Genomic DNA, 25184 nt, shown 5'->3' with positions numbered 1-25184 from the left:
ATAGTTTCAGCTTAGACGGACACCGCCTTTTAAGCGAGTCAAATCAATCTGGCGGTGGGAAACCGCCGGAGGACTGACCACTTTCGATGCCTCATTGTCTAAGTGCGCAATAATGAGGCAAGTCGTGTTGAACTTTTTTCCGACGTCGATCACAGCAGGTCTTAACCTGAAATGTGAGGTGATTTCACACGAATTTCTCGCGCCGGAATGGGAATTGCACGCCATTTTGCGGGGGCCTTCTGCGATTGATTTGGTTTCAATTGCAATCGGAACGGCTCACCAGTTCGCAGTTTCGGCAAGTGACACCCAGGGCTGGAACGCAGGAGATTATGCCGCCTCAATTCGGGCGGTTTCCGGGGGCGATGTCCATGAGGTTGAAGCCGGGCAGGTGAAGATTACACCCGACTTGGTGGGCTTGGAGCCTGGTCACGATGCGCGCGGCCATGCGCAAAAAGTCCTGGACGCTATTGAGGCTGTGATTGAAGGGCGGGCGAGCAAAGATCAGCAAAGCTACACGATCAACGGGCGCGCCTTGGTCCGTACCGCCATTGCGGATCTGCTTTTGCTGCGGGACCGGTACAAGAAAGAGTTTGCACGTCAAAAGGCGGGCGGACCTGGCAAACTCCTGCGGCGCAAAGTCAAAGTGGGGTTTAGTCGCTAATGTTTGGCCTTGGAAAACGCAATCAGTCGGAACCGGCCCAGCGTGTCGAACCCGTTGTAGAGGTCGAAGAGCGCGAAAGCCCCATCCCAAAAATCCGCCGACGCGGCAACCGGCAAAGCGGCGTGGTCGGTCAGCGTTCCTTTGATGCGGCAATCTCTGACCGTCTAACCGCGAATTGGTCAACAACACCCTTAAGCGCCGATCAGGTGATCGATCGCAATCAACGTGTTCTTGTGGCGCGGTCTCGCGAAGAGGCGCTCAAGAATGACTACATGAAAAGCTATCTGCGCCTGTGTGAACAAAACATGGTGGGGCACCGTGGGTTTTCGCTTCAGGCACAAACCCGATTGAGCGACGGGAGCCTTGACCGGCCTGCCAATGAAGCGCTGGAAGCATGGTGGAAGAAGTGGCAGCGCGCCGAAAACTGCGACATCACCGGGCGACGCAGTTTCCGCCGGATGTGCAAGAGCGCTGTTCGCACCGCCGCAAAAGACGGTGAATTCATGTTCCGCGAAATCAAAGGTGCGAAGGCGGGGCCGATGGGGTATGCGCTGCAAACTTTGGACCCGCAACGTTGCCCTGTCGATTACAACATAGATCGCATGCCGAATGGTCGCTTTGTTCGGCAGGGGATTGAATACAGCCGCGAAGGCCGCCCTCTGGCTTTCTATTTCATGACCGGCGATCCGGCGCATTCGGGTTATACCTTCAATGGTTCCAGCCTTAAGCGTGTGCCTGCCGCTGAAATCATTCATGGTTTCTTGGATGAGATCGAGGGTCAGCGCCGGGGTATCCCATGGGCTGCGACATCGCTTTGGCGACTGCATATGTTGGGCGGCTTTGAAAAGGCTGCGTTGACCAGTGCTCGGGCGGGCGCTGCCGTTGGCGGGTTCATCGAATGGAAAGACGGAGAAGGCCCCGAAGCGGATGAAGAGCTTGAAGATGAAGAGCTCTATATCGAGCCTGAAGGGGGCGTGTTCCAAGAGTTGCCCGCCGGTGCCCAGGTCAAGGAATTCAACTCGCATTACCCGGCTGGTGAGTTTGGGCCGTTTCACAAGGCCATGTTGCGCGGTGCGGGTGCGGGCATGGGCGTCGCCTATGTCAGCTTTGCAAACGATCTGGAAGGTGTGAATTTCAGCTCAATCCGGCAAGGTGTTTTGGATGAGCGCGACCATTGGATGGATTTGCAGGAATGGTTGATCGAAACATTGATCGATCGTTGCTACCAATCGGCCTTGGCTCCTGCGCTTTTGATGGGGCTCATCGCGCATGGTGGCATTCGGCTACGCCCGGAGCGTATTGAGCGTTATCGCAATGTCTATTGGCAGGGGCGTCGATGGGCCTGGGTAGATCCGAGCAAGGATATTCGGGCCGAAATTGACGCCAAAAACAACCTCCTGACATCGCCGTCCGAGATCATCCGTCGAAAAGGCGATGATCCAGACACGACCTGGCGCACATACGCAGCCGACATCAAAGCAATGCAAGCCGCCGGGATGCCCGAAGCTTTCATTATGGCCGCCGTTTTAGGCGTGCAGCCTTCAGCGCCTGCGCAACCCAAACCCGAAAAAGACCAATCTGAGGAGAGCGACAATGACAAAGATGATCCTGAAGAAGAATAGCCTTGCCGCGTCTTGGGTCGGCTTTGGTCTGACCCGCGCGCTAACCGTCGAGCAAATCAATGCCAATCGCGGCGCATCGCCATTGCAGCGTCATGCTGCGGTGCGCAATGTGGACGAAGAAGCGCGCACGGTTGAGGTTGCTTTCAGTTCTGAAGAGCCTGTATCGCGCTGGTTTGGTGACGAAATTCTCGATCATTCGCCCGGGGCAATGGTTCAGACGCGGCTGCAAAATGGCGCGGCTGTTCTTTGGAACCATGACGCTGATATCCATATCGGTGTGGTGGATTCTGCGACCATCGATCCTGACCGGGTAGGGCGCGCGGTTCTGCGGTTTGGGCGATCTGCAAAGGCTGAAGAAATTTGGCTCGATGTTGCGGCGGGTATCATTCGACATGTGTCCGTTGGTTACTTTGTTCGCGCGATCAAAACCGAAGAGCGGGAAGGCCAGCGCGACAAGGTGACCGTAACTGAATGGGAGCCCTATGAAATCTCGTTGGTGAGTGTTCCTGCCGATCCGACCGTAGGGGTGGGGCGAGCGGTGGGGGAACCGCCAGAGGAACCCGGTTCCCTAACCCCCAATAATGACCTGCAAACAACTGCCACCGAACCAGAAGGACCGGGCGAAATGCACACCAAAATTCTCCGCAATGCAAACGGCGACCTTGTCCGGGCCAAGGTTGATGACGACGGGAACATTGTGGAAGTTGTCGAAGTTCTTGAGCGCGCGGCGGATACACAAGCTTTGGTTACACGCGGCACACAGGCCGAACAACAACGCACCGCAAGCTTGCTGGAAATGGGCGAGCAGTATTCTGCACAGCAATTGGCCGCCGAGGCGATCCGCAACGGCACCAGCGTTGATGAGTTCACCCGCACATTGCTGGATCACGTCAATGGTGGCGATGGGGGTGGAAACGAGCCCCTAGACGATAATGCCGGTGAAATCGGGATGACCGAGTCCGAGGTGCGCCGTTTCAGTTTTATTCGTGCGGCCCGTGCGCTCTTGCACCCGGAAAGCCGCTCTGCACAGGAAGAAGCAGCTTTTGAGCGCGAGGCGTCGGAAGCTGCGCAGCAGTCAATGGGGCGCTCTTCTGACGGGATCACCGTACCCGTTGACGTGCTCACCCGTGCCTTGAACACATCGACATCTGGCGCAAACCCTGGTGACACTGGCGGATTCTTGGTGGATACAACGCTTGCCTCTCAATCCTTTATCGAGATGTTGCGCAATCGTGCGACGTTGCTTTCCTTGGGCACCCCTATGGGCGGGCTCGTTGGCAATCTCGACATGCCGGGGCAAACCGGCAGTGGCAACGTCTTTATCGTTGGCGAAGATGAAGATGTTGGCGAAGGCAGCATGGACACTGGGCTTATCAAAATGTCGCCGACCACCATTGGTGTTTTTGGTAGCGTTACGCGCCGCATGTTGCAGCAATCGTCTATGGATGTTGAATTGCAATTCCGGTCCAGCCTGGCCACAGATCTTGCACTGGGTGTTGATCACTATGGTTTCTATGGCGACGGCGTGGGTAACAATCCGTTGGGTGTGCTGAACACAACAGGAATCAATGCCGTCCCATTCGCGGGCCAGCAACCGACCTATGGTGAAATTATTGAAATGGAAACCGAAGTGGCGCTGGACAACGCATTGACCAGCTCGGTGCGTTACGTCGGCAACGCCAAGTTCCGCGGTCACTGCAAATCGACTGAAAAGTTTGCTGGGTCCAATGGGCAACCTGTCTGGGAAAACGGCAATACCGTGAACGGTTCCAAAACCGAAATTACCAACCAGTTTGCAAATGGTGATGTTCTTTTTGGCAACCTCAAGGACGTGCTGATCGGCCTGTGGGGCGCGCTGGATATCCTGGTTGATCCCTATACCAAATCACTCTCAGGCACCCGCCGCATCGTTCTACATCAGGATTTTGATGTCGCTCTGCGCCGCAAAGAAAGCTTCTGCCTGGGACGTTCTGTGTAACGCGACAAGAATAGGGGCGGGGCAGCCCCTTCCTTCCCTTTTTTCGGAGAAAGAACATGGTCGATAAGTCAAAAACAATCAGCATCACAATTACTGCCGCTGTAGTTGTTGATGGGCAAATCATCACTCCGGGTGAAACTGTTGCGGTGGATGAGGCGGTCGCAAAGGATTTGCTTCGCCGCGAACGCGCCAAGCTGAATGCTGCGGATGATGACGACAAGCCTCTTTCCAAGATGACCAAGGCCGAGCTTCTCGAAGAGGCAGAGTATTGGAATCTTGATGTCTCGGATAACTTGACCAAGGCGCAATTGGTCGAAGCGATCGAGAAGGCCGAAGCCGAGTAAGGCCCATGCCCCACCCTGATTGGGAAGACCTCTCCGACTTCTTTGATCCAGATGAGTTTGCGACTAAGGCAATTATCACTCGTGGAGCTGAAGCTGTCGCAGAGGTCTTTGGCATTTTTGACGATCCAACTGACGTTGCCAGCCTTGGCGAGTTCGAATTGGAGCATCCGAACCCTCGTTTTGTTTGTGCCGAGGTGGAAGTGTCCTTGGTTCACGCCAAGGATGTCGTCACGATCGAGGGCAAGGCCTTTGATTTAATGCGCGCGCCAGAGCTGGACGGAACGGGGCTGGCCGTTCTGCACCTCGCGACGCCGAATGTGATCCACGATGCTGGCCTTTGATTTTGATGACCGAGAACTTGAACAAGTGGCGGATGAATTTTCGGCCACACCCAAGCAAGTTGACCTGGCGCGGGGGCGCTCACTTAAGCGCACCGCCGGCACATTGCGGCGCTTATCATCAGCAGGGCTCAAAACCGAGCTAGGTTTGCGAAACGCCTCGGCGTTGCGGCGCAGGATCAAAGAGTACCGCGTCGGCAAAGGTAGCAACTCGATCAAGCTCTGGTATGGGGCCAATGACTTGCCAGTTTCCGCGTTCAAAGGCCGCCCGCAAGAGGTGGCAGGTGGGGTGAAATACGGGGAAACGATGATCCACGGGGCGTTTTTCGCCAAGATGGGTGGCAAGCGCCGGGTCATGGTGCGTCACGGCTCCAAGCGGTGGCAAATTGGCGAGGCTTTGATGCCCGTTTCAGATCGCATGATGATCTATCTCGAAGACAATGTTTTCGTGGATGTCGATTCCATCTTCATGAAGCATTTCGTGTCCGAAATTCGGGCCAGAACAATTCTGGGGGTTGGCAATGCCTGAAGAAATTGACCTGGGCGAGGCCCTCAACACAGTGGTTGAAACGTTGAAAGCCCAGTTTCCAACCTTCAAAACGGTGGCTGCCGAGGATCAGGACCGCAAAGAGCTGCAAATTCCGGCTATAATTGTTCAGATGACTGAGTTGGAACCGGATCTTGATAGCGATGCTCATACCGGACAATTTCCATGCCTTATCCACCTTGAGGCGCGTATTGTGATGGGGCATCGCACCCCCCAAGTTCGGCGCGAAGTCGTTAGGGCGGCGGGTGCTCTTTCAGCCTTTATTCATAGCGCGCGATTGGGGGTTGGATGGGGCGCGGCGCAGATCCTAGCTGTTGAGCCGGATGAATTTTCGCCCGTCGCTAACAGCTATGAAGTCTGGATGGTTGAATGGGTGCATTCTGCCGATATCGGGGAAAGCTATTTCGTCGATGACGGGGTGACGCCGACCCAGGTTTTGACCTCTTGGACTCCGCAAATAGGCGTGGATCATGAGGCCGATTACGAGGCGCAACATGTCTGAGTTCGCACTTTCTCAAATCATGCAGGCGATCGAGCGCATGGTGCGTGTTGCCACCGTTTCGCGCCGCCAAGGTGATCGGGTCAAAGTTATGTGGGCAGACGGCGCGGAAAGCGCTTGGCTAAAGCTGGCACAGTTGGGGTCTAACGAACAAAAATTCTGGATACCGCAAAATGAAGGTGATCAGGTTTTGGTGCTTTCCCCAGGCGGCGACACAACGCAAGGAATTGTCTATCCCGGCCCGTTTATTGGTGGGGCTCCGGGGCAGAACTTTCATGGCGATTTTACGTTTCAGGGCACGGTTCAGGGGCAGGGTGATGTTGTTGCCAGCGATATCAGCTTGGTTGAACACGTCCACAAGGATGTAACGCCTGGTGCAAGTGATACCGGGAAGCCGAAGTAGTGGGAAACCGCCAGAGGAAGCCGAAGGCCACCTGCGCCACTCTGGCGACATGTATGGCATTGACGCATCTACAGGCCGGAAGCTGGGCGGGCTTGACCATCTCCGCCAATCTATCCGCGATATTCTGACGACCCCGATCGGGTCGCGGGTGATGCGTCGTGACTACGGGTCGCGACTTTTCGAGTTGATCGACGCCCCTTACACATCAGCGACGCGCCTCGCGATCATTGCCGCGACCGCCGAAGCTTTGATGATTTGGGAGCCGCGCATTTATGTGGAGCAAATCAACCTCGTTTCCTATGAGCCTGGTCATGTGGTCATTGACTTGATTGGGCGGTACTTGCCAGATGGCAGGGAAATCAACCTCGACGGGGTTGAGATCACATGAGCGCTTTTACTGCGATTAATCTTGAAAAACTGCCAGCGCCGGAAGTGATCGAGCGCAAGGATTTTGAAGGCATTCTGGCCGAGCTCAAAGCATGGTTGATCGGTCGGGAACCCGGGCTTGAGCCTATTCTTTCGCTCGAAAGCGAACCGATTACCAAAATTCTTGAGGCTTGGGCCTATCGGGAAATGCTATTGCGCGTTGAATTTGATGACGCGGCGCGCGGCAATATGCTGGCCTTCGCCACAGGTGCGCAGCTTGATCACCTGGCGGCGTTTTATGGCGTCACTCGCCAAATCGTCCAGCAGGCCGACAACTCAGTCATTCCGCCCGTACCCGAGCTGACAGAAAATGACGCGCGCTTGCGTTTGCGCGTTCAACTCGCCCTTGAGGGGTTCACCACGGCGGGCCCGCGCGGTTCCTATGTGTTTTGGGGGCTTTCAGCGTCGGCACTGGTTAAAGATATCGGGGTGGAATCCCCAGCGCCGGGGCAAGTGCTTGTGACAGTTCTGGGGAGTGAGGGCGATGGATTGCCCACCTCCGACGTTCTTGATGCAGTCACCGCGCAGCTCAACGATGAAGATGTGCGCCCGCTGACCGATCAAGTCACTGTTCAGGCCGCAACGATTATTCCTTACGAGGTGTCGGCCTTGCTCACCTTATACGAGGGGCCGGATGCTGAGGTTGTGCGGCAAGCCGCCTTGGCTGCTGTTACCGCCTATGTGTCAGAGCATCACCGCCTAGGCCACGACATCACGATATCCGGGCTGCACGCGGCCTTGCATCAACCTGGCGTCCAAAAAGTCACGCTCACCAGCCCGATTGCGGATATCGTGGTGGCAACGTCCGAAGCCGCCTTTTGTGAACCACCCACCGTAGAAGTTGGGGGGCGCGATGTCTGACTTGCCCACATTGTTGCCGCCAAATGCGCGAAAGGTGGAATATGACCTAGAACAGCTTTCCAGCCGCTTGCAAGGCATGGCCGATCCGGTGGCCGCGCTTTGGGATGCAGAGATTTGCCCTGTTCATTTGCTACCCTATCTCGCCTGGGCGTTTTCGGTTGAGGTCTGGGATGCGTCCTGGTCTGAACAGCAGCGCCGCCAAGTTGTGATTGATGCGATCAAAATTCACCGCCGCAAGGGAACGGTTGGGGCGGTACGTAAAGCGCTGGCCGGTATCGGGTTTCGCACGGATCTTACCGAATGGTTTGAAACCGGGGGAGAGCCTCACACTTTCCGAATTGACGCCTTTGGTGATGATGTTTTCGAGGCGGGCTTTGGTATCAATCCCGAGCTGTTTCATCTGGTGACCCTTATTCTGGTCAATGTGAAGCCGGAACGCTCGCATTTCACGTTGCGGATCGGTGAAAAGAAGGGCGGCACCATCGAAACGGGTGTGGCGTCTTGCCAGCGGGTGAAGAATTGCAGGGTCGCAACGCCTGCGGTGCCAAGTGACGTTCACCAAACGACGATCAATGTGCGCGCGAACAGTGTGCAACGGGCGATCAGCCGTCAAAACCATACATTTTCTCTGGGAGATGCCGCATGACTGATGGGGTCGATATCTATACCAATCTGGGCCTTCGCAAGATCCGCGACGCGGCGGGCACCGCCAATAAGGTGAAGATCAAATTTATTGCTTTGGGTGATGCGGCAGGCGTGCCCTATGCCCCAGAAGCCACCCAAACAGGCTTGCGTCGAGAGCGCCTTCGCACCGAAATCGAACGCCACTACCCGGTCGGTGATAACGCTTGGTATGTGAAGGCTGTTTTTCCGTCTGGCTCCACCGAAATCACAGTGCGCGAGATGGGTTTTTTTGACGAAGATGGCGACCTCATCGCGTTATGGGCCGGTACGGATGTGGGCAATGGGCGCGGCACTGGCCCCCATGAATACCTCATTCAGCACGCGCTAGATTTTCGGGCCGTCGAAAGCGGCCTGATCATGATTGATGCGCCGCTTGATGACTACATCGATCATGCCGTGCTGAAGCTGACAACGGACGCAATCCAAACGGAGCTGTTGCTTAAGCAAGCCAAGAAATTTCGCGATATCGAAGTCGCGGCTTAACGGAGGATATCCAACATGGACCCGATGCAGAATTTGAACAACGCGGCGGATGCCCTCAACCTGGTGGCGCAACGTGCCGGGGGGTTTTGGGACGATGCCGATGCACGTATCTCCGCTAAGGAAGCCGAGGTTAACGCGTTTATCTCGGGCGCGCGCGACGGCATCATCAAGGCCGCGACGCTTCACCATGACCCGTCCGTCATTCATACCAAGGTCAGCTTGGCAGCCGCGGCGGATCCAGCAAACAACTTGCGTACAGAGTGGATCGAAATCGATCCGCTGCATAGTGATGCAGTCATCAGCGCGCAGGAAAGCGCTACTGCGATCTTGCACTTGTCGCGCCAATACTCCTTCAGTGATGGCGGGTTTGAAGAGCCGCCTTATTCTACCAACTGGTCCCGAACATGGTTCCGCGCGGTTCTCGCAACTGCCGGGACCACAAGCTCTGACATTGACAATCGCCTCGCAGAATTGGCCTTGGTGCCGGATCTGTTCGGCTCATGGGGCTCAACAGTCGCGGCGGTTGAAGTGCCGATCGTTGATGGCGTCGATGGGGGGTGGAACAAGCGGTTATTCATCCGCTTCGAGAATACCACACATTCCGGCACCGGTGCGCCCCAGCCGGTCCTGACCCATGGCGGTAATGCACAAATCGCCGTGAATGGCGTGTCGGTCTACAACGTTTAAGGAGCCTGTAACATGTCAGAAGCCCAAATCACCTTAGAGCAGCACGCGGCCCTAGAGGCCGAAGCGAAGCGCTCGCAAATTCGCCAATCCATTGCCCGCGATGCTGGCGACGTTGCAAGCTTGCTTGGGACAACATCAGACGCCGTGGCGCTCACCTTTTTCGGGTTGGCGCAAATGGCAGCGCAGCTATCAACGGCAAACAGTCTGGCAGAGGTGCGGGCCGCCACCGAGCCTTTCGCCACGCTATCAGCCGACTTTCTTGCCAAAGTGGCAAGCGGCGAGGTGGTATTGCCCTTTGAAGTCAAAGGGACCGACGCCGTATTGGCCGAAATCGAGCAGCGCGCGACCGCCGTGTCCAGCGCTTTGCAAGAGGCGTAGGAAGAACCGAAATGTGAGCGCTCGCGTTCTCTTAGGGCGCGGGCCGCATTGATAATTGCATGATAGTTTGCGTCGCTCGATTTGCGTTCAGCGATTTGAAGCCTTTTGAAATCGTGAGTCTAATTCACCACGGCACCTGTTCGATGTGGGTGAAACGATGAACAGTGTTTTTCCCCAGCCCCTGTGCTATTCGTTACTCTCAGTCGTGGGTTGGGAGCTGGGAATGCTGGGAAAGGATGATTTTAAAACGGAAGAAGGCCAGGCAAAAGGTTACCTAGCTTTGATGTCTGAGGCTAGGTTTCGGTTGCATGCAATCAACCTTTCGTATGCAGCTAAGTCCGAGTTGCCCCCTGCGATTGTGCGTGAGAACTGCTTTCTCCAATTGCGGATGCTTTGCGAACTGATATCTCTAGGATGCTTAGTCGCTCATGGTGATATTGAGTATGGAGCAAAGGTCGAAAAATCATATAAACCCAGGTTTATCTTGGAGAAACTAAAAGAACTCAGAGGCTCGTTTTTTCCTCAGGCAGTAAGGGTGCACCGTCCAAATGGGCGGTTTAAAATTCAGATAAATAATGAAGATTGTATTACTCAGGCCCAAATTTACGAGTTGTGGAACCTCGCTGGTAGCATTCTGCATCGAGGATCCGTCAAAAATATCTTTAAAGGGCCGGTAGCAAATCCACAGGACTTTTCTGACGTCTTTTACTGGACTAGGTTAATGACAAATTTATTGCAGGAACATTTAATAGTTCTAGAGGAAAATAAAGTTTGCATGTTGGTTGGCTTGAACGAAGAGAGTACCGGCCAGCCAAAGATATCTCGCCTTGAGTTTAAAGAAGCAGGTGGGCTCGATATATCAAGTTTCGATTTGAAACCGTGAATTGACCAGAGATGATCTAACAGACCTGCCCGTGGGGGAACCGCCAGAGGAATAGGCCAAAGGCAAGTGGAATGATGCGTCAAAGAACATCATCCGCAAGCGAGGCTCACATGGCATTTCTTCACGGCGTCGAGGTCATTGAAATCGATGCAGGCCCCCGCCCAATTCAGACAGTCAAATCGTCTGTGATTGGTGTTGTTGGTACTGCGCCGGACGCAGACGCCGATATCTTCCCGCTCAATACCCCGGTTATGGTGGCCGGATCTCGCGCCAAGGCCGCGAAGCTCGACACCACGGGCGACCGTAAGGGCACACTGCCCGCGGCGATGGGTGGCATTTTCGATCAGGCCGGGGCTGCGGTCGTGGTTGTTCGCGTTGCAGAAGACAACGACACTACCACCCAGCTTGCCAATGTGATCGGCGGTGCGCATGCCGGAACCGGGAATTATGAAGGGGTGCATGCGCTTTTGGGGGCCGAAAGCATCGTTGGGGCGTCACCTCGCATCATCATCGCGCCAGGCTTTACCCATCAGCGGCCCAGCAACCTTGCAAACCCTGTTGTTGCTGAGCTTCTGGGTATCTGTGACCGCTTGCGCGCGGTGCATTTTGCCGATGGTCCGAACACAAACGATGCGGACGCGTTGCAATTCGCCAGTGATTTCGGCTCCAGCCGGGTTTATGTGAGTGACCCTTGGCACAAGGTGTTGAGTGGGTCCGACATTATCGACGTTCCACCCTCGGCGCGTCTTGCCGGTATTCAGGCCCGTGTTGACAATGAAATCGGCTTTTGGGCTTCGCTGTCAAACCAACTTATCAATGGGATCATGGGCACCACCCGACCTGTTGATTTCAAGCTGGGTGATGCCAATTGTCGGGCGAACTTGCTGAATGAAAGCAAGATCGGCACCACCATTCAGCAAAACGGCTATCGCACCTGGGGCAATCGCAGCCTCACAGCGGATAGCAAGTGGCACTTCCTTTGTGTGCGTCGCACTGCCGACATCATCAATGACTCGCTCTTGCGCGCGCATCTGTGGGCCGTCGATCGCGGTATCACCCGCACCTATATCGAGGATGTTGAAGAAGGGGTGAACGACTACCTGAGCGGCCTTGTCGCCATGGGGGCCATTCTCGGCGGCAAATGCTGGGCCGACCCGGATCTGAACACGCCCGCGAATGTGCAGCTTGGCAAGGTGTTCTTCAACTTCGATTTCACCGCGGTTTACCCCGCTGAACACGTCACTTTCCGTTCCCATCTGGTGAACGATTACATCGAAGAGGTTTTTAACTGATGGCCGCTGAAGACATCCTCAAATATCTGAACCTTATTGTCGATGGTCGCGGCTATGCGGGCAAAATCGACGAGTACAGCCCGCCAGATTTGACCGTCTCCACCGAAGAATTTCGGGGCGGCGGCATGGATATCCCGATCGACATCGACATGGGCATGGAAAAGCTCACATGTTCCTTTGTCCTGACATCTTATGACGCGGATGTTTTGGCCCTATGGGGCGTCAAAGACGGGTCTACTGTGCGCATGACGGCCAAAGGGTCTTTGGAGAGCCCAGACGGTACGAAAACGCCGGTTGCGCACTTCATGCGGGGCAAGCTGACCTCTGTTGCCCGTGGCACCTGGGGATCTGGCGCGCGGCCTTCTCTGACCATCACGCTCAGCCTCAATTACTATCGTGAAACCCATGGGCAACGCACCATCAGCGAAATCGATGCGGTGAACATGGTGCGGATCATCAATGGCGTTGATCAGCTCGCAGAGCATCGCGCCAATATTGGCCTGTAAGGAGGGCACATGAGCGAGAATCCTAAGTGGTTGGTTGAAGGCGATGACGGTTCTATCACCATCAAATTTGACGACCTGAAAAGCGCGCCGGAAATCGACGGCACCAAAGTCAAGGTCCTGACCATGCGCGAGCCAACTGCGCAAGATCAGGTGACCGCTGACAAGAGCGCGGGTCATGCGGGTGACAAGGAAATCAGCCTGTTTGCGAACCTGACAGAACAATCGCCTGAAGCGATCGGGGCTCTGAAAATCCGCGCCTATTCGCGCCTTCAGGCCGCATACGAGCTTTTTACCAGCTGACCAGCGACCAAGTGAGGGTCGGGACATTGCGTCTGGCCCATCACACCGGCTGGTCAGAAACCGAAATTCTGGCGATGCCAACAAGTCGTTTCCTTTGGTGGCTAGAAGGTCTGCAAAAGCATGAGCAGTAAGAACCAGCGCCTGAATGCAACGATCACGGTTGGCGCGGCCCTGGAAGGGTCGGTAAAGCGCAATATCGGTTTCCTCAAAAGCGGCCTTGAACAGGTCGGTGACTCGATCAAAAAGGTTGAGCGCCGCCAAAAGGAATTGGACCGCCAACGCGCCGTTCTCAAGAAGCAAGGCAAATCGGTCGAAGAGCTCGATCGCGAATATCAGGACCTTGAGCGCACCTTAAACGATTTGCGGCGCGCACAAGAGCGGTGGAACCGGGCAGCCAAAGCGTCACGCCGCGTTGGTGCCACATTCAATTCCATGGCCTCGGATATCGGGCGAAACGCGCGCCGCATTGCGGTGGGAGCTGGTTTGGCCGGTGGCGCGATCTTCGGGGTCGCATCCTCGACTGCCGAGCTGGGCGACAATGTAGCTAAGACTGCCGACAAACTGGGTATCGGTATCGAGACCTTGCAAGAGCTGCGCTATGCGGCTGAGCGTTCCGGGGTGGCAACCGCCACCTTTGACGGCGCGCTAGAAAAGATGACCAAGAACATTGGTCTGGCTCTTGAGGGAACGGGCGCGCAAAAAGACGCGCTTGATGCCTTGGGCCTGTCTGCCGAAAATCTCGCCGCAATGTCACCCGAAGCGGCTCTTGCAGCGATCGCAGACAGTTTGCAGGGCATCGATAGCAATGCCGAAAAGGCGGCCCTGGCCAGCGACCTATTGGGCCGGTCGGGCATCAGCATGTTGAACATGCTGCGTGGTGGTTCTGAGGGCCTGGAACAACTTCGCGAAGATGCGCGCCGCACCGGCTATGTCCTGACGGAACAAGCGGCCCGCGACGCGGAGGTTTTCCAAGATACGCTCCTGGACACCGAACTTGCCTTAAAGGGGCTGAAAAATACGGTAGGCGCGGCACTCATGCCTGTTGTGACCAAGGCTATGAAGCGGGTAGGGGACGCCCTGATCGACAACCGTGAAGGCATCATCAAATGGTCAGAGGATTTCGCGAGCGGGGTTGAGCGTGTCTTGCCGCTGGTCGGTGAAGTCTTTGCCGGAATCAGCCGTGTCAGCTCCATTGTATGGGGCGTGGTTGAAGGCACCGCCGAGATGGTTGGCGGGTGGGAAAACTTTGGTGTTGTCATTGGTGCTGTTCTTGCAGCCCGAACCGTGACCCGTGTTGTCAAGTTCGGCGCGGCGGTATTCAGCTTCGGCAAAGCGCTCATTGGGTTGCAGGGGGTGTTGCCTCTGGTGGCCGGTGGACTCCGTGCGATCGGTGTCGCCATGATGATGAACCCGATCGGCTTGGCCGTCGCAGGTATCGCCGCGGCCGGAGCGGTGATCTATGCAAATTGGGACAAGCTCGCCCCGTGGTTCAAAGGCATGTGGGGGGATGTCAAAAAAACGTTCAACGGGTTCAGCAATTTCGTGGGCGGTGTGTTCACGGGCGACATGGATCGGGCCGCCCATGGATTAGAAACCATGTGGACGGGCTTAGAGGGCGCGTTTGATCGTACCCTCGCCACCATTGGCGATGCCTTTGCATGGAATTATGAAAACGTCATCAAGCCCGTCACTGACAAGCTGGGCTTGACCGAGCCGATCGAAAACCAATGGAAGATGTTCAAGACGGCCCACGGGGCTGTTCTTTCGGGCGTTGGCGACAATTTTCAATCGACCTGGACCGCTAAAATCAAACCCGTCATCGCGGGGCTTGTTGACACGGAAAGCATCCGCCTGGCGTGGGATGGATTGAAGGCCAATCTCAACCCCACCATAAGCGGAATAGGGATTAGTTTTGATGCGACTTGGACGGCATTCATCAAGCCGGTGATCGATGGTCTGAAGGCGACGGGCGGAATTGCCGGGGCCTGGGAAGCAGCCAAAGCTGCGCTCGATCCGGTTTTGACTTGGATTGGTCAAAAGTTCGATAGCGTCATGGCCTTTATCAAGCCGGTGATTGAGGCGCTGACCTGGACAATGGACAATGCCAAAAAGGCTGGTTCTGCCATTTCCGAAGCGGTCGGGATGGGGCGAAAGTCAAGTGTTCTGGACAGCAACCCCGGAGGGAACAAGAAACCGGGCCAGCCAAGTGGCATGGATCGGTTGCGCGGCAACATTCCTCCGTCGATGCAACCCGGCTCAGCAGTAACCAAGCGGGCGCTGGGCGGCCCCTTCAATCCCGGTTGGACTTTGACTGGTGAGCTGGGCCCAGAACTGAAATTTGAGAACCGAGCGGGGTATGTCGCGGACAATCGTGCCATGCGCCAGCTCGCTGATTACGCTGGCAAAGTGGGATCTGTGATAGGCGGGCGCTCAAAACGGCTTACGGCCCCCAGTGGCCTTTCTGAGCGGGTCAACGCTCTGTTCTCGAAAGCCGCGACCATGGCCCAATCAGCGGCGGCCCAAGCGGTCACTCAGCACGTCACGAAAAACTACACCATCCACGCCGCAAACGCGGATGCATATGAGGTGGTGCGCCTCCTGAAGCAAGAAGACAAGCGCGATCATCATAACGGCTTGTTTGACCGCGTACCGGCAACCGGGTTGCACGGGAGGTAGGAATGTCTGAAGTCATGCTGCAGCTCGGGTTTCTGCAATTCTCGATCAACAATGCTACCTATCAGCGCCTTAGCCGATCGACGGAATACCGCTGGGCACGCCAGTCGCGCATTGGCTCAAACGACGCCCTGCAATTCACGGGATATGGCCCGGAGAACATCGAGCTAGAGGGCGTGATTTATCCGCATTTCCGAGGCGGTTTGAAACAGGTGGACAAGATGCGCACCCAAGCCGGTTTAGGCCTGCCCATGCCCCTTGTATCCGGTCTGGGGCGGGTGCTGGGCCTCTGGGTGGTGGAAAGCATCACTGAAGGGCAAGAGCTGTTTGCGTCTCAGGGCGTGCCCCACAAACAAGAATTCACTTTGGCAATGGCGAGGTATGACGGTGGCCTCAGATCTTTACTACGTTACCTCTGACGGGGATGTCTTAGACCAGGTTGTCTCCGCTCACTATGGTGATGCGCTGGGCGGCAAGGTCGAGGCGGTTCTACGTGCCAACTCTGGGCTTGCCGCCGAGGGGGCCGTGCTTCGCGCCGGGCTGCGTATTGCCTTGCCGGAGAGGGGCAATCAAACCCCTGTTGAAACGGCTCAGCTATGGGGCTGAGTGATTTTCGCCCCTTTGCGCGCGTCACGATCGATGGTGTGCCCCTATCAAGCTTTGCGTTTTCGCATCTGACATCGATCAGGGTGACAGATGTTGCGGGCTTTGTCTCTGATACGGCTGAAATCGTCTTTGCCAACGCATCCCCCATTGGTCCTTTTGCAATGCCGGAGCCGGGTGCAGAGATCGAAATCGCCCTAGGCTATCTGGGAAACTTCAAATCAATGGGGCTTTATGTTGTCGATGATGTCTTCGAGGGTGGTCCGCCTCGATCCATCCGGGTTGTCTGCCGTGCCAAGGCCCAGGGGGAAACAAAGAGCGGCAAGGCACCAATTCACCAGCAAAAATCCTGCTCTTGGGACGAAAGCTTAACCCTGAATGATATCGTGACCACAATCGCCGGAGAAAATGGTTTGGAGCCCGGAGTTACCGAGGCCGCGGCCAAACTGAAGCCCGGGCATATCGACCAGATCGATGAGAGCGACATGTCAGTCCTAACCCGTATCGCGGCGGCATATGACTTGGTTGCGAAGCCCACCGGTGGGGTGCTTTTTGTCGGGCGGAAGGGGGATGCAATCAAAGCATCTGGTGAGCCTATGCCTGTACTCTCTCTCAGAGAAGCGGATGTCACACGCTGGGGGATGGGGCGCAGCCTTGGCGAGGCAACCGGCACCGTCATCGCCACCTATCGGGATCTGGATCAAGGCAAGGATATCGAGGTCAAAGTGGGCGAGGGGGAACCTGTGCGCCGATTACGCCACCGATTTGGTTCTCAGGCCGAGGCGCAGGCCGTTGCCCAGGTCGAAGCCCGACGCGCTGGGCGCTCCATGGAAACCCTGTCTATCGAGATGCCGGGAAACCCCAGTTTGGTTGCAGAGAGCAAAATCATACCGCTCGACTTCAGCGCGGCGGCGTCTGGCCAATGGGTGGTGGAAACTGCATCGCACGAACTGTCTGAGGCCGGATACAGCACCACGGCGCAAGCGAAGCGCATCGCTTAGCCATCAAGTGTTGACTTTGTGCGCATGTTGTGCGCAGGTATAGGTTAGGTCTCCCATGAATAGAGAATCCTGCGCCCCGGGTCGGGGCCATGGGATTTTCGAGAGGGAGATGTCTTTTCGCCGTCGTGTGTCTGCAATTTTGTTTCCTTTCATGTCCAGCGAGGCCATTGCTAAGACCTCTAAGTTTTTGATTTCAACCCAACGAAAACTAGCGCGCTCCACACACGCACAAGAATTTGTGAGGCGAGGCGTGCTCCAGTTTGAGTTGTTTGAGGAGGTAGGCTGATGAACCAATCATCTGCACTGCATCTCGAGCGCTCATTCTGGCCTCACCTCCGTAGCTATACGGAGAACAGGCCAGATGGCGCGCAAAGAGAACGGTAGACTTTATATCGATGGGTCCGATTTTGAGGACTTGAACGTAACTGACATGCCAGAAACACCAGTCAAAGGTGTGTGGGATTTCTTGAAACATGTCGTTCCGTCCAACCCTTGGATTGCTGGCCTTGCTACAATCATCGCCATTGTATGGCTGGGGGCAAACGCGCCCATGTCCGTACAAATCACCGCTCTGTTGAGCGCTGTGGTGATAACGGTCTCATCGACTTGGAAACGGAGCTCCGATGGGAGAACGAAAAAAGCCAATGAACCTGGCGATGTCGGAACGCACGCGGTCAAAGATCGAAGCGTTGAAGGAACGCCTGGACAGCGACTCACTCTCGGAAGTGATCCGCCGATCAGTGGAGCTGCTCGAGATACTGAGCGACCGGCAGAGTAACGGCGACACGATCGTCTTGCGAACGCCGGAAGGCAAAGAGACAGAAGTCATCATCTTGAGGTGACACGAAACTTAAGAGAGGGCTTCGGCCCTCTTTTTCTTTGACACATCTTGTCGCCAAAGCATTTTGAACGCAGTCTTTTGAGATCAGTGTTTCGAGGTGAGCAATTATGGCTGTCAGAAAGGTCGATGGACGCTTCACAAAGGTGCGTAAACCGAAGACGGAACCAGAAGCGCCCTCTGTCGAGATTGCACCAAACCTGCCTTCCGAAAACTCGCGAAAGATGACCTTTGGTAATTGGGTCGAAGTGTTGGCCTTGGTTGTAGCATCGATAGCTGCGGGGGTCTCGCTCTGGCAAACGAGGATATTGATCGAAACGATCGATACTCCATACAAAGCCAACCTTCAGTTGCGCCGGATCCAAGTTTGCGAAGAGTTTCTTGTGGCGACTAGAAGAGTTCAGTCTACCTTGACTTGGTCCGGAGGCATGAACGTGAAAGAATTGTTTCCAGACGACACCTTAGATTTAAACGGTTTTGTCGCTCCATTGTCCAAAGACCTCGACTTCGTAGATTGGTTAACAGCTTCCAAATCTGGTTATGTGTTTTCGATGCAAGTCGAGAGGGACAGCCAAGCAATTGAAGAACTTATAAATTCAGTCTCTGGAATCACAATATTTTTCGACGAAGATGAGCGTGAAGAAGCCAAGACTCTTAGTCAGAATTTGCAGTGGCTTTTGATCGACAGTCAGCTAAATTTCTTCGGCAAGGAAAACTATGCGTTTAGCGATAAGTTAGAGGGGCTGTTCCCAACTTTAAGGAATGACAGAAGGGCTTCCATCGAGCGAGCTTTATCTATCCTCACGCAGACTTGTGATCAGGCAATTCTTAACGCGCCTGAGTAGCCGACGGCACGAGAAAAATATTCCAAACAATAGGAAACCGCCAGAGGAAACCATCTCCCGTTTTCCCCATGTTCGCTTCAAACGAGGAGTCTAAGGGGAACGGCGTGTCAATTATGGAATGGTTTAAAGCCCTTTGGCCTGTGGTTGCGATTCTGGTCGGGTTCGGTATCCGGTTGGAAGTTGGGCAAGCCCTCAACAGGCAGCGCAATCGCGCGATTGAAAAAGATGTCGAGCGCGAGGCCGAGGCACGTAAAGACAATGTGACCGACCTGCATTCCCGGATCAGCCGCCATGAAAACTCGACTGGCCAAACCCTAAGGGAAATCCAAACCGACATCAAAACGCTGCTCCAGCGGCAGGGCAACTAAGTGGGGAACCAGCATGGCAAAAGGTGACATCGAATTGGTCCGCGGGTGGAACCTGCTAACACAGGCACCGGCGACGGGCGGAATCGTGTTCCAGACGAAACGCGGCCTGGATCTGAAGTTTCAACCGTCCGTTGGCAATGTCCAACCGGCAGACACAAGCGGTGCGCTGGAATGCCCGCCCGGCAAAGGTGAGCGCGGCACTTTGGCCGAGATATTCCTTGACGCCCCCGATGCGGATCATCTGTGGGTGTATGCGCCATTTGGCGGGCTGGTGTCGGTCCGACATGCCTAGTCGCCCTTTTCCGTCGCCTCTGGGCTCGCTCAGCCCGTTCCCGCGCCGCCTAGGTCTGGCGCTGCTGGATGCACGTCAATCTCTCGCTTCGGCGACATGGGTCAACGAGGGCAATGGGGTGTTTTCCACCCAGATCAACCTTGCAGACCCACACACACCCGGCGGAACCGGAAGCAACACGACCTATTTTGGTGTCTGGCACGGAAGCGAGTTCCTGGATTGGATTGTGGGTGGTGCAGACATTGCGGCCAACCTATCAACCCTAGCCGCTGAAGAGGCGGGATTTGCGGTCAATGTTTCCGGCTCCACCGAACAGGACATAAGATCTGATGCGTCAACCACCGGCCCCTTTGACCTCTTTGTAAAGCTACCTGGCGGAGGTGATCCAACGGGACAAGCTCTCTTTTGTTCTGACAAGGCGTCTCATGGCTTCTTTAATGGCCAGACTGTTCGCAAGGCTCGGATGATCGGTGCTTTCAGTAAGGATTCCTTGGGCGTTTCCGATTACGGCGACCCTGCCACCTTTGTGGATTGCGAAGTCATTGGGGCCGGGGGGCACGCCTGGGTTGGCCCGGCCCTTCTAACGCGGCATGCGGCCATTGGGGAACCGCGCTCGGGAATGTTTGACGCAGCTCATGGCCGCGCGTCAGGGGCAGCGGTCAATTTCTACTCGCCGCAATTCAACTCCGACATGGGTTTGACCATTGATGGCCTGACCGCAAAGAACTTTGCCAAGGCGGTCTACGCCCATGGCAGCGGCAACCAATGCTATCGCAAGGTCTTTGTGAGTGGCCTTGTCACCATCGACAATTGCCGGAGCGGTTTTGATGAAGACGCGGTAGGCGCTGGGCTGCTGCCCGTCTACAGCGCTGGGATTTTGAGCGATGCAGAGCTTCGCGTCACTGCGATCGACAACATGTTCAAATGTGCCGGCGTTTGGGAGTTTCTCGGCGGCGGGCGGATCGACACCACAGCCAATCCGGTCACGAACACAACCAACTTGGTCACATTCGCCGGGGCAAACAGCCACCTGACGTTGAAAGATACCGTAATCGCCGGTGGCGCGGCCAACAGCCTAAGCTACAAAAACCAGCTTTGCGTGCGCTCAACCGGCTCAGTTTTCAACGCGCCCACTCTGGTTTTGGATAATGTTCGCGATGAAAGCGACAATGACAAACGGTTCCTCTGGGTGCGTTGGCCCTCTGACGTCACTGTCGAGCAATCTCATCTCGTTTTGAAGGGCGGCACGGTCCTAAAGGACTTGGCCGACCAGGCGGGTCGAACCAACTTCCCGGCATCGATCACAGTAGAGGCGGGCTGCACCTTTGGCTTCGGCAACCGAACCGGTCCGGAGTTGGAGGCCGCTTTGACGGCTGCGGGCGTTCCACACTATATCAGCCGCGACACAACGATTGTCGGAGTGGACGGTTTGGTCCTTTCTGCACCGGGATGGAGCCATTGAAAACGGTGTAAACGCGTTCCATTTAGAGCTGACTCAATATTCTCGGTGAACCCAATGAAGGAACAAGCGCAATGTGGTGCCTATCTAAGTCACTGCACAACTTCCTGTAATCATTGCAACCAAAAGCCTAAAACAATATGGATTAATCAGAGGTTTCGAGGGTAGCATGGATTTTCAGACAACAGATTTGTGGCGACAGGCTTTTGAGCCGAGAGAAGATGATCAACATGAAGAGGCAAGATCACTTCTTCGGACAGCGTTGCTTTCTATGCGCGATCAGGTGAAAGAGCTGGTAACCCACATCCCCGCCGATTGTAAAAACTTAACGGTTCACGACATTTCCCATGTGGATGCTTTGTGGACATCAGCGGATCTCTTGTGTGGAAGCGAGTGGGAACTGAACCCTTCGGAGACCTTTGTATTGGGGGCGGCGATTTTAACACATGACGCCGGGCTTACATCCATTGCCTATCCAGAGGGGCGCGCAGGGCTTAAGAAACTTGATCTCTGGGACGACCTAGTTGCCGACGAATTGCAAAAGACAGGAGGCAGCGAAATTACCGCTGAGCAAGAAGCTTCGGTACTCTTCGCGGTTTTGCGTGAACTCCATGCAGAACGAGCGGGAAGCCTGTGCACGCAGGCCTGGGTATTGAAGCCTGGCAACAATGTTTACCTCCTAGAGAACAGTGAGCTTCGAGAAGCGTTTGGAGAGTGTATTGGGCGTATCGCCCACAGCCATCACTGGTCGATCAACCGTGTGGCTGAAGAGTTGTCGTCTCAAATTGGTGGTAGTCCAAGTCTACCTGCCGGTTGGGATATCAATGAGCAAAAGTTAGCATGCATTTTGCGATGCGCGGATGCAGCCCAAGTTGACCGGACCCGAGCTCCGCTCCTTCTCCAAGCGGCGGTAAACCCGACCGGCTTTTCGAAGGCTCACTGGCTAGCTCAAAGTAAACTGAACCGTCCGACTGTTTGCGGCGATTCTATTCAATTTACTTCCTCTTCTGTTTTTTCTTCTAAGGATTCGGAAGCGTGGTGGGTTGCGTATGATCTTGCCCAGATTTTGGATAAAGAAATCAACTCTTCAAACGCGTTGCTAACTGAAATTGGGCAGCCTCCTTTCGTTGTTCAGCGTGTTGCCGGTGCTAAATCGTCACGTTCGTTCGCCAATCTGGTAAAAACAACCGATTGGCACCCTATTGATGCCAGTATCCGAGTCACAGATCCGGTTTCTCTTGCAAAAAAACTGGGTGGAGAAAATCTCTACGGTCGAAACATACTTGTCCCGTTTAGGGAGCTTATACAAAACGCTGCTGACGCTATTCGCGCGAGGCGCGCCCATGAACAACGGGGCCAAGAATTTGGGAGAATAAACGTTACCATAGAAGCCCACCCAAGCGATGACACTCTTTGTTTGGTTCATGTAGATGACGATGGATTGGGAATGAGTTCGAGGGTTTTAACAACAACTCTGGTGGACTTTGGGAAGACCTTTTGGGATTCGAGTGCTCTTCGCGAAGAATTTCCTGGGTTAAGGTCATCAGGTTTCCAGAGAATAGGTAAATTTGGAATTGGATTTTTTTCCATTTTTGACTTCACGGACAAAGTTTCAGTTACTTCGAGGCGATATGATCTTGGCAAGCGAGAAGCCAATGCCCTTGAGTTTTCGGGATTGGCAGCGCGCCCTTTGTTGAGAACAAATGCAAGTGACAGATTGCCAAATGACACCTCGACACGGGTTACAATGTCACTAAAGAAAGCTGAACTTATCGAGGCAGAAGCTCCCCCAAAAAAAGACAAGCGAACCGCTAGGGGGTTGTTGCGCAAATTAGAGGCTGAAAGGAGGGCGGAGAACACTAAAAGTTTAGGTTTTACACAGAGGTTGTTATCAATGGTGTCTTTCTTGGATGTAGAGGTCCAATTCAAAGACCTAAGAACTGGCGAGCAGTTTCGACATCTCCCAGACATCTATGGGAGCGCTTCGACTAAGTTCCTAGACGAACTTTATTTTACTGGCTTTACGGAGCAATTTGAACGACACAAACCACAAAGCATGCTTAGTTCCATAACCGATGCCAGCGGTACAGTTCATGGTAGAGCCGCTCTGGACGTTGAGGAACTAACGAGAGGTAACTCAGGTAATTCAGGTTCCTTTGGTTGTGCGGCTGTTGGTGGTATTGTCACCGGTCAATTAGGAATCCCGATGACGACTTCCACAGGCGCCCCAATCCCATTTATTGGTGTAGTAGAATGCTCAACTGTGAGGGCGTCTAGAGAATATGCTCACCCCAATGCGCCAGAGAAGGCAATAGATCGCTGGCTAGAGGGGCAACTTAATATGGTCGATCTCGGTCTAATGACCAGGCATGAACAATTGCTCTTGGGTTCAGCCGTTTATAGTACGTTAGGAAAAAAGCTTGAAATTCCGCTTGTTCTTCATCGAGGAGTGGAAAGGTCGGCAAGGTTTTTGGAGGAGCTTGTAAAAAGAAGCGATAGAGTTATTGTGCCCGCTTCATTTAGCATCACGTCTCAATTTGGGATATTAGGTTATAATCAGTTGTCTCCTGAGTATTTTGAAGTTGAAACGGTAGAAGAGCTAGTAGTTTTTGGGCCCAAAGTTGATTACGTCGTGCCTAGGGAAGTTTCCAGAAAACTTCATAAGAGCAATGGGGGTAGCATCGCGATACCCGAGATGCGTTCGCAGTCTAGTGTTTTGTTTCCGTTGATAGACATGATGAAAAATAAAATGGGGCGAGATCCTGAATTGACTGTGGCTCAAGAGGCTCTATTTGACACTCGAATTCCGTCGCTTTCAAAGCCTGATTGGTGCCTTGTTATTAGTTGATTAAGCCTGATTTGCTACTGTGAGTTGGACTATGTGGAAGCTGTGCATGCGCACATGGAGTTTCAAATCAGACGGCTAAGGATCATGCGCAGCTATGCTGATGCAAGGCGATCCGAATGGTGATCAGCGCTATCACAACCAGCAAATGTCGGATTTCGGAGGCCCTGGCCAAACCTTATTAGGCGTGAGAACCAAAAGAACGTTTTTTCCAGCCTTCTTTTGGGCAGCTTCTTCGGTTTCAGCTCTTATATATCCTTGCCTGCGATCTGGCAGGGACGAATCTGGTCGGTCAATCGCAATGTAAACAAACATGCTATGATGATCAGACGAGATGGTTAACGACCAGTTTATACGCGTGTGGTTTGTATCGCAAAGTTTGAGTTTTGGGCAAAAGGGGGCCACCGCACTTTCACGATTTGTATTCGGTACGTTCCATGGGGCTGTCACACACCGAGCGCTTGAAAATGTTGGGGAAATTCGCGAATTTGCAATCCGCTGCGTCACCACTCCGCCAACTCGCCAGAGTGGAGGCCTGATTAGGCGGATGCGGCGGTGAGGTCAAGCGGATATCTTGGCAAAAACGACTGATGATGAAAAATAAGGTCACGCTGCCGCATAAGCTAAGATTGAACGCGCTCGGTCATTGCCGCGAGGATGCAAATGTGGCACAACCATCCGCAAGTATCTGAACGAAAGAGTTTAGTGCATGACAGACTTTGCCACCCGCCGCCGCATGATGGTTGACACACAGGTTCGTCCTTCGGACGTGACCGAGTTTCCGATCATTGAATCCATGCTCACCGTTCCGCGTGAGAAATTTGTTCCCGTGGAAAAGGTCGAAGCCGCCTATTCCGGTGACCATGTTGAGCTTTGGTCTGGACGTCATCTTTTGGATGCGCGCCTGTTTGCCAAAATGTTGGAGGTTTTGGACCTGACCAATGACGACCTGGTGCTCGATATCGGGGCGGGTCTTGGCTATTCCTCAGCCGTCATCGCCCGCATTGCCGAAGCGGTCATTGCTGTCGAAGACGATGAGGCGCAGGTTGCCGAAGCTCAGAGCCTTTTGAGCGAAAATCACTCAGACAATGTTGTTTTTCACACCGGTTCGCTGGCCGATGGCGCAGCCGAGCATGGCCCTTATGATGTCATCATCATCCAGGGCGGTGTAGAGGTTGTTCCAGCGGCGATTGCCGATCAACTCAAGGAAGGTGGCAGAATTGCCTGCATCTTTATTGAGAATGCCCTTGGAACCGTGCGGGTCGGACATAAGTTAGAAGGCGAAATCGCTTGGCGTCACGCGTTCAACGGAACGGCTCCGGTGCTCAAGGGATTTGAAAAGGCAACAGAATTCGCCCTGTAACATCA

At 54.5% G+C, this 25184-nt stretch carries 29 protein-coding genes; all 29 read left to right on the top strand.

The window, feature by feature from the left end:
* Positions 1–124 precede the first annotated feature (124 nt).
* The 29 genes from CLV87_RS03350 to CLV87_RS03210 all read left to right on the top strand — a co-directional run bounded on the left by CLV87_RS03350 (position 125) and on the right by CLV87_RS03210 (position 25179).
* Positions 125–661, top strand: coding sequence for a hypothetical protein (locus tag CLV87_RS03350; protein ID WP_235871823.1), 537 nt, complete (start codon positions 125–127; stop codon positions 659–661).
* Positions 661–2283: a phage portal protein gene (locus tag CLV87_RS03345; protein WP_099243448.1), complete on the top strand. Its 1623-nt coding sequence runs from the start codon at positions 661–663 to the stop codon at positions 2281–2283. Before CLV87_RS03350 ends, CLV87_RS03345 begins: the two co-directional genes overlap by 1 nt.
* On the top strand, positions 2255–4261 hold the full coding sequence (locus CLV87_RS03340) for a phage major capsid protein (RefSeq protein ID WP_235871821.1): 2007 nt from the start codon (positions 2255–2257) through the stop codon (positions 4259–4261). The genes CLV87_RS03345 and CLV87_RS03340 overlap by 29 nt, the downstream gene beginning before the upstream one ends.
* Before the next feature lie 56 nt (positions 4262–4317).
* Positions 4318–4605, top strand: a complete 288-nt coding sequence (locus tag CLV87_RS03335) for a hypothetical protein (protein WP_099243450.1) — start codon at positions 4318–4320, stop codon at positions 4603–4605.
* A gap of 5 nt (positions 4606–4610) precedes the next feature.
* Positions 4611–4946, top strand: a complete 336-nt coding sequence (locus tag CLV87_RS03330) for a head-tail joining protein (protein ID WP_099243451.1) — start codon at positions 4611–4613, stop codon at positions 4944–4946.
* Positions 4933–5472, top strand: a complete 540-nt coding sequence (locus CLV87_RS03325) for a phage tail protein (RefSeq protein WP_099243452.1) — start codon at positions 4933–4935, stop codon at positions 5470–5472. The genes CLV87_RS03330 and CLV87_RS03325 overlap by 14 nt, the downstream gene beginning before the upstream one ends.
* Positions 5465–5992 (top strand): hypothetical protein, encoded by a 528-nt coding sequence (locus tag CLV87_RS03320; RefSeq protein WP_099243453.1) that lies wholly within the window; start codon positions 5465–5467, stop codon positions 5990–5992. The genes CLV87_RS03325 and CLV87_RS03320 overlap by 8 nt, the downstream gene beginning before the upstream one ends.
* A complete protein-coding gene (locus CLV87_RS03315) occupies positions 5985–6392 on the top strand; it encodes a phage baseplate assembly protein V (protein WP_166652652.1) in 408 nt (135 codons plus the stop codon). Before CLV87_RS03320 ends, CLV87_RS03315 begins: the two co-directional genes overlap by 8 nt.
* Positions 6364–6780, top strand: coding sequence for a GPW/gp25 family protein (locus tag CLV87_RS03310; RefSeq protein ID WP_235871820.1), 417 nt, complete (start codon positions 6364–6366; stop codon positions 6778–6780). Before CLV87_RS03315 ends, CLV87_RS03310 begins: the two co-directional genes overlap by 29 nt.
* Positions 6777–7679 (top strand): baseplate assembly protein, encoded by a 903-nt coding sequence (locus tag CLV87_RS03305; protein WP_099243456.1) that lies wholly within the window; start codon positions 6777–6779, stop codon positions 7677–7679. The genes CLV87_RS03310 and CLV87_RS03305 overlap by 4 nt, the downstream gene beginning before the upstream one ends.
* On the top strand, positions 7672–8325 hold the full coding sequence (locus tag CLV87_RS03300) for a phage tail protein I (protein WP_099243457.1): 654 nt from the start codon (positions 7672–7674) through the stop codon (positions 8323–8325). Before CLV87_RS03305 ends, CLV87_RS03300 begins: the two co-directional genes overlap by 8 nt.
* The gene (locus CLV87_RS03295) at positions 8322–8846 is read left to right on the top strand and encodes a phage tail-collar fiber domain-containing protein (protein ID WP_099243458.1); all 525 of its coding nucleotides are present in this window, start codon (positions 8322–8324) and stop codon (positions 8844–8846) included. Before CLV87_RS03300 ends, CLV87_RS03295 begins: the two co-directional genes overlap by 4 nt.
* A gap of 15 nt (positions 8847–8861) precedes the next feature.
* Positions 8862–9533 (top strand): hypothetical protein, encoded by a 672-nt coding sequence (locus tag CLV87_RS03290; protein ID WP_099243459.1) that lies wholly within the window; start codon positions 8862–8864, stop codon positions 9531–9533.
* Positions 9534–9545: 12 nt separating this feature from the next.
* Complete coding sequence (locus CLV87_RS03285; protein ID WP_099243460.1) at positions 9546–9911, top strand: hypothetical protein; 366 nt, start codon at positions 9546–9548, stop codon at positions 9909–9911.
* A 223-nt stretch (positions 9912–10134) separates the two neighbouring features.
* On the top strand, positions 10135–10794 hold the full coding sequence (locus CLV87_RS03280; RefSeq protein WP_133840678.1) for a hypothetical protein: 660 nt from the start codon (positions 10135–10137) through the stop codon (positions 10792–10794).
* A gap of 110 nt (positions 10795–10904) precedes the next feature.
* Positions 10905–12086, top strand: coding sequence for a phage tail sheath C-terminal domain-containing protein (locus tag CLV87_RS03275; protein WP_099243462.1), 1182 nt, complete (start codon positions 10905–10907; stop codon positions 12084–12086).
* Positions 12086–12592 carry a phage major tail tube protein gene (locus CLV87_RS03270; RefSeq protein WP_099243463.1) on the top strand — a complete coding sequence of 169 codons (507 nt, stop codon included), beginning with the start codon at positions 12086–12088 and terminating at the stop codon, positions 12590–12592. The genes CLV87_RS03275 and CLV87_RS03270 overlap by 1 nt, the downstream gene beginning before the upstream one ends.
* A 9-nt stretch (positions 12593–12601) precedes the next feature.
* A complete protein-coding gene (locus CLV87_RS03265) occupies positions 12602–12892 on the top strand; it encodes a phage tail assembly protein (RefSeq protein WP_099243464.1) in 291 nt (96 codons plus the stop codon).
* 120 nt (positions 12893–13012) lie between these two features.
* Positions 13013–15568, top strand: coding sequence for a phage tail tape measure protein (locus CLV87_RS03260; RefSeq protein ID WP_099243465.1), 2556 nt, complete (start codon positions 13013–13015; stop codon positions 15566–15568).
* Positions 15569–15570: 2 nt separating this feature from the next.
* Positions 15571–15984, top strand: coding sequence for a phage tail protein (locus CLV87_RS03255; protein ID WP_099243466.1), 414 nt, complete (start codon positions 15571–15573; stop codon positions 15982–15984).
* Positions 15953–16171, top strand: coding sequence for a tail protein X (locus CLV87_RS03250; protein ID WP_235871819.1), 219 nt, complete (start codon positions 15953–15955; stop codon positions 16169–16171). Before CLV87_RS03255 ends, CLV87_RS03250 begins: the two co-directional genes overlap by 32 nt.
* Positions 16162–17169: a phage late control D family protein gene (locus CLV87_RS03245; protein WP_099243468.1), complete on the top strand. Its 1008-nt coding sequence runs from the start codon at positions 16162–16164 to the stop codon at positions 17167–17169. The genes CLV87_RS03250 and CLV87_RS03245 overlap by 10 nt, the downstream gene beginning before the upstream one ends.
* A 623-nt stretch (positions 17170–17792) precedes the next feature.
* A complete protein-coding gene (locus tag CLV87_RS03240; protein WP_133840677.1) occupies positions 17793–18011 on the top strand; it encodes a ribbon-helix-helix protein, CopG family in 219 nt (72 codons plus the stop codon).
* A 106-nt stretch (positions 18012–18117) separates the two neighbouring features.
* On the top strand, positions 18118–18852 hold the full coding sequence (locus CLV87_RS03235) for a hypothetical protein (RefSeq protein WP_099243470.1): 735 nt from the start codon (positions 18118–18120) through the stop codon (positions 18850–18852).
* Between the two features lie 104 nt (positions 18853–18956).
* Complete coding sequence (locus CLV87_RS03230; RefSeq protein ID WP_133840676.1) at positions 18957–19220, top strand: hypothetical protein; 264 nt, start codon at positions 18957–18959, stop codon at positions 19218–19220.
* A gap of 13 nt (positions 19221–19233) precedes the next feature.
* Positions 19234–19512 (top strand): hypothetical protein, encoded by a 279-nt coding sequence (locus CLV87_RS03225; protein ID WP_099243472.1) that lies wholly within the window; start codon positions 19234–19236, stop codon positions 19510–19512.
* Positions 19505–20974 carry a hypothetical protein gene (locus tag CLV87_RS03220; protein WP_099243473.1) on the top strand — a complete coding sequence of 490 codons (1470 nt, stop codon included), beginning with the start codon at positions 19505–19507 and terminating at the stop codon, positions 20972–20974. The genes CLV87_RS03225 and CLV87_RS03220 overlap by 8 nt, the downstream gene beginning before the upstream one ends.
* A gap of 166 nt (positions 20975–21140) precedes the next feature.
* Entirely contained in the window at positions 21141–23819 is a 2679-nt protein-coding gene (locus CLV87_RS03215) for an HD domain-containing protein (RefSeq protein ID WP_099243474.1), read from the top strand.
* Positions 23820–24525: 706 nt separating this feature from the next.
* Complete coding sequence (locus CLV87_RS03210) at positions 24526–25179, top strand: protein-L-isoaspartate O-methyltransferase family protein (protein WP_099243475.1); 654 nt, start codon at positions 24526–24528, stop codon at positions 25177–25179.
* Positions 25180–25184: the final 5 nt, after the last annotated feature.

Source organism: Pelagimonas phthalicica, from assembly GCF_004364805.1.
In the GTDB taxonomy this organism is placed as follows: Bacteria; Pseudomonadota; Alphaproteobacteria; order Rhodobacterales; family Rhodobacteraceae; genus Pelagimonas; species Pelagimonas phthalicica.
Note: the sequence above shows the minus strand (reverse complement) of the source record. Positions and strands in the feature narration are given on the sequence as shown.

Bases quoted from the DNA above. Each gene is read 5' to 3' on its own strand.
- CLV87_RS03260 (WP_099243465.1), top strand. From the start codon at position 13,013: ATGAGCAGTAAGAACCAGCGCCTGAATGCAACGATCACGGTTGGCGCG.
- CLV87_RS03290 (WP_099243459.1), top strand. From the start codon at position 8,862: ATGGACCCGATGCAGAATTTGAACAACGCGGCGGATGCCCTCAACCTG.
- CLV87_RS03210 (WP_099243475.1), top strand. From the start codon at position 24,526: ATGACAGACTTTGCCACCCGCCGCCGCATGATGGTTGACACACAGGTT.
- CLV87_RS03225 (WP_099243472.1), top strand. From the start codon at position 19,234: ATGGCAAAAGGTGACATCGAATTGGTCCGCGGGTGGAACCTGCTAACA.
- CLV87_RS03270 (WP_099243463.1), top strand. From the start codon at position 12,086: ATGGCCGCTGAAGACATCCTCAAATATCTGAACCTTATTGTCGATGGT.
- CLV87_RS03275 (WP_099243462.1), top strand. From the start codon at position 10,905: ATGGCATTTCTTCACGGCGTCGAGGTCATTGAAATCGATGCAGGCCCC.
- CLV87_RS03295 (WP_099243458.1), top strand. From the start codon at position 8,322: ATGACTGATGGGGTCGATATCTATACCAATCTGGGCCTTCGCAAGATC.
- CLV87_RS03325 (WP_099243452.1), top strand. From the start codon at position 4,933: ATGCTGGCCTTTGATTTTGATGACCGAGAACTTGAACAAGTGGCGGAT.
- CLV87_RS03235 (WP_099243470.1), top strand. From the start codon at position 18,118: ATGGCTGTCAGAAAGGTCGATGGACGCTTCACAAAGGTGCGTAAACCG.
- CLV87_RS03265 (WP_099243464.1), top strand. From the start codon at position 12,602: ATGAGCGAGAATCCTAAGTGGTTGGTTGAAGGCGATGACGGTTCTATC.
- CLV87_RS03285 (WP_099243460.1), top strand. From the start codon at position 9,546: ATGTCAGAAGCCCAAATCACCTTAGAGCAGCACGCGGCCCTAGAGGCC.
- CLV87_RS03335 (WP_099243450.1), top strand. From the start codon at position 4,318: ATGGTCGATAAGTCAAAAACAATCAGCATCACAATTACTGCCGCTGTA.
- CLV87_RS03215 (WP_099243474.1), top strand. From the start codon at position 21,141: ATGGATTTTCAGACAACAGATTTGTGGCGACAGGCTTTTGAGCCGAGA.
- CLV87_RS03220 (WP_099243473.1), top strand. From the start codon at position 19,505: ATGCCTAGTCGCCCTTTTCCGTCGCCTCTGGGCTCGCTCAGCCCGTTC.
- CLV87_RS03245 (WP_099243468.1), top strand. From the start codon at position 16,162: ATGGGGCTGAGTGATTTTCGCCCCTTTGCGCGCGTCACGATCGATGGT.
- CLV87_RS03240 (WP_133840677.1), top strand. From the start codon at position 17,793: ATGGGAGAACGAAAAAAGCCAATGAACCTGGCGATGTCGGAACGCACG.
- CLV87_RS03320 (WP_099243453.1), top strand. From the start codon at position 5,465: ATGCCTGAAGAAATTGACCTGGGCGAGGCCCTCAACACAGTGGTTGAA.
- CLV87_RS03340 (WP_235871821.1), top strand. From the start codon at position 2,255: ATGACAAAGATGATCCTGAAGAAGAATAGCCTTGCCGCGTCTTGGGTC.
- CLV87_RS03315 (WP_166652652.1), top strand. From the start codon at position 5,985: ATGTCTGAGTTCGCACTTTCTCAAATCATGCAGGCGATCGAGCGCATG.
- CLV87_RS03300 (WP_099243457.1), top strand. From the start codon at position 7,672: ATGTCTGACTTGCCCACATTGTTGCCGCCAAATGCGCGAAAGGTGGAA.
- CLV87_RS03330 (WP_099243451.1), top strand. From the start codon at position 4,611: ATGCCCCACCCTGATTGGGAAGACCTCTCCGACTTCTTTGATCCAGAT.
- CLV87_RS03345 (WP_099243448.1), top strand. From the start codon at position 661: ATGTTTGGCCTTGGAAAACGCAATCAGTCGGAACCGGCCCAGCGTGTC.
- CLV87_RS03255 (WP_099243466.1), top strand. From the start codon at position 15,571: ATGTCTGAAGTCATGCTGCAGCTCGGGTTTCTGCAATTCTCGATCAAC.
- CLV87_RS03305 (WP_099243456.1), top strand. From the start codon at position 6,777: ATGAGCGCTTTTACTGCGATTAATCTTGAAAAACTGCCAGCGCCGGAA.
- CLV87_RS03280 (WP_133840678.1), top strand. From the start codon at position 10,135: ATGCTGGGAAAGGATGATTTTAAAACGGAAGAAGGCCAGGCAAAAGGT.